This window comes from Rhodoblastus sp., from assembly GCF_041915505.1.
GTDB lineage: Bacteria > Pseudomonadota > Alphaproteobacteria > Rhizobiales > Beijerinckiaceae > Rhodoblastus.
In genome coordinates this window covers 1-3,162 of the sequence record NZ_JAYSBG010000385.1, presented here as the reverse complement: position 1 = coordinate 3,162, position 3,162 = coordinate 1, and the positions used below count along the sequence as shown (strand labels likewise).

Annotated in this window: 3 protein-coding genes; all 3 read right to left on the bottom strand. The window is 66.0% G+C overall.

The window, feature by feature from the left end:
- Positions 1 to 129: 129 nt before the first annotated feature.
- Positions 130 to 1,275: an RIP metalloprotease gene (locus ACE3S9_RS17315; protein ID WP_374547730.1), complete on the bottom strand. Its 1,146-nt coding sequence runs from the start codon at positions 1,273 to 1,275 to the stop codon at positions 130 to 132.
- 83 nt (positions 1,276 to 1,358) lie between these two features.
- The gene (gene dxr, locus ACE3S9_RS17310) at positions 1,359 to 2,564 is read right to left on the bottom strand and encodes a 1-deoxy-D-xylulose-5-phosphate reductoisomerase (protein WP_374547729.1); all 1,206 of its coding nucleotides are present in this window, start codon (positions 2,562 to 2,564) and stop codon (positions 1,359 to 1,361) included.
- A gap of 25 nt (positions 2,565 to 2,589) precedes the next feature.
- The coding region (locus ACE3S9_RS17305) for a phosphatidate cytidylyltransferase (protein WP_374547728.1) at positions 2,590 to 3,162 on the bottom strand (573 nt) is incomplete at its 5' end.

Genomic DNA, 3,162 nt, shown 5'->3' with positions numbered 1-3,162 from the left:
CCGTGGCCCGCAAGCCACGTTTTTGCTTCATATTTCCGCCTTATTCCCTGCGCGGGCGCAGAGAAAACGCCCGTTGCTTAACGCCTCGGGCGTATCTGTTTTGTTAACGGCGGAAAGGATCGTCCGGTGTCAGCCCAGGTTAAGCCATTGCCGGGTAACGCGGACGATGTCGTTATAAGTCGCGACCAGCATCAGGCCGGCGACGAAGGCGAGGCCGATCCGGAAGCCGAATTCCTGCCAACGCTGCGCCAAGGCCCGGCCGCGGACGGCCTCGAAGGCGTAATAGAGCAGATGGCCGCCGTCGAGCAGCGGAACCGGCAGCAGATTCAGCAGGCCGATGGAGATCGAGAGAATCGCCGCCAGATTGAACAGCGGCCAGAAGCCGGCCTTGGCCACTTCACCGGACACTTCCGCGATGCGGATCGGGCCGGACAATTGTTCGGCGGATTCGCGGCCAACCACCAAGCCGCCGAGATAGGCGCCGGTGCGGTCGATGACATACCAGGTCTCGCGCGTCGCCTCGACGAAGGCCCTCGGCAGGCTATAGGTCACATTGCGCCAGTCTTCCGCCGCGCCTCCGGCCGCGACGCCGAGCACGCCGCCCCGGGTCACGCCGAAGGGCGTCTTGGTGTCCTTGCGCTCCGGCGTCGCGTCGAGCGCGACTTCCTTGCCGTCACGCTGGACGACAAAACGCAACGGCATGTCGCCCGAAGCCGAGACGATGCGCTGCATTTCGGTGAAACTGTCGATCGGCTGGCCGTCGATGGACAGCACCAGGTCGCCCTTCAGGAACCCGGCCTCCGCCGCGCGGCCGCCGGCCACCACGCTGTCAATGCGCGGCGTGAGCACCTGCCGCCCCTCGACATGGAACAAAGCGGTGAAGATCACGATGGCGAGCAGGAAATTGGCCAGCGGGCCGGCGGCGACCACCGCCGCGCGCTTCCAGACCTTTTGCGCGAAAAAGGACACCGCCCGCTCGGATTCGGGCATTTTGGCGACCGCGTTGAAATCAGGCTCGCTCGCCCCGTTGGCGTCGCCGTGGAATCGGACATAGCCGCCGAGCGGCAGAGCCGCGAGACGCCAGCGGGTGCCGTGCCGGTCGGTGAAATGCGCAATCTCCGGTCCGAAGCCCATGGAAAAGGCGTCGACCTTGATGCCGCACAGGCGTCCGACGATGAAATGGCCGAATTCGTGAAAGAACACGACCAGGCCCAGTACGAAAAGGAAAGGCACGAGATAGGATCCCAAGGTCCAAATCCAATGAAACACTGACATGACCTACTCCGCGCCGCAGCGACGGATCAGGACCCGCCCGCCACGGAAATGGTTACTATTTCGTTACCATGACGCATCGCGGTTTAATGGCCAAGAGCCGCGAGGCGCGCCCGCGACCTTTCTCTCACATTATGGTCAACGGCGAGCGCGGCTTCGATATTGGCCGGCGTGCGGGCCGCGCCCTCTTTCTCGAAAAGCTCGCAGATTGCTTCAACATTCTTTGCTATATCGTTGAAAGAAATATGTTTATCAAGGAATGCCGCGACCATGATCTCATTGGCGGCGTTCAGAATGGTCGGCATGGCGCCCCCAGCGGCCAGCGCCTGCATCGCCACCCGCAAGGCCGGGAAGCGCGCGAAATCGGGTTTCTCGAAGGTCAGCGCGCCGATCTCGGCGAGGTCGAGCCGCCGCGCCCGGGTGGGGACGCGATCCGGCCAGCCGAGGCAATGGGCGATCGGAACCTTCATGTCCGGCACGGCCATGCCAGCGGTCACCGCGCCGTCCTCGAACGAGACGAGGCCATGCACGATGGACTGCGGATGGACCAGAACGTCGAGCTTGCGCGCTTCGACCCCGAAAATATGCAGGGCCTCGATCAGTTCAAGCCCCTTGTTCATCAGGCTCGCGGAATCAATCGTCACCTTGGGGCCCATCGCCCAGTTCGGATGGGCCAGCGCCTGATCCGGCGTGGCGGCGGCGATCTGTTCTGCGCTCCAGGTCCGGAACGGCCCGCCCGAGGCGGTCAGCCACATTTTTTCGATGGTCCGCGCGCTCTCGCCGCCAAGCGCCTGGAAAATGGCGTTGTGCTCGGAATCCATCGGCAACACGCGAACGCCCTTCTCGCGCGCCTTGCGCATGAAGGAATCGCCGGCGCAGACCAGACATTCCTTGTTGGCGAGGGCGACGTCGCGGCCGGCCTCGACGGCGGCATAGGTGGGCGCCACGCCCGCCGCGCCGGCGATGGCGCCGATCACGAGGTCGGATTCCATGGCGGCGGCCTCTTTCAAGGCCTCCGGGCCGGCGCCCACGGCGATATTCGTCCCGGCAAGAGCGTCCTTGAGTTCGGCATAAGCCGAGGGTTCGGCGATGGCGGCGAATTCCGCCCCCAGGGCGCGCGCCACGCGGGCCAGATTTTGAGCGTCCCGCCCGCCGGCCACGGCCACGGTTTCGAACACGCCCGGCGCGCCGAGGATCACGGCTTCCGTCGAACGTCCGATCGAGCCCGTCGCGCCGAGAATGGTCAGCCGGCGCGGCAGGGAGGCGGGAACGGAAGCGGGAACAGCGGTCATGAGGAGCCTTTCGCGAAGCCTTCCATTATTGCCAGTACAGCAGGCCGGCGGCCGCGCTCGGCAGACCGCGCGCGATGCCGAACAAGGCGGCGAAAATCGCCGCCGCGATGAAGCCGTCGACCCGGTCCATGACGCCGCCGTGGCCCGGGATCAGCCGGCTGGAATCCTTGACGCCGAAGCGCCGCTTCACCCAGGATTCGAACAGATCGCCCGCCTGGGCGAGGCCGCCAGCGACCAGTCCGAGCAGGAAGACAGGGGCCAAAGGCGCCTGCACATTAGGCCAGAAATGGGCGACCAGCGCGCCGCAGGCCGCGCCGACCAGCACCCCGACCCACAGACCCGACCAGGTCTTGCCGGGCGAAATGCGCGGGGCGAGCTTGGGGCCGCCGATCAGCCGGCCGCCGAAATAGGCGCCGACATCGGTGCCCCAGACCACCGCGAACAGCCAGCCAATGGCGCAGACGCCGAAAAAGGGCGCGTGGCGCACGGTGAGCGTGGCGAGCAGCAGCCCGCCGGCATAGAACAGCCCGGCGCCGGCCCAGAGCAGATAGCCTGTTCCCGCCGCCCAGGCGAGGAAACAGGCCGCGGCCGGAATGAC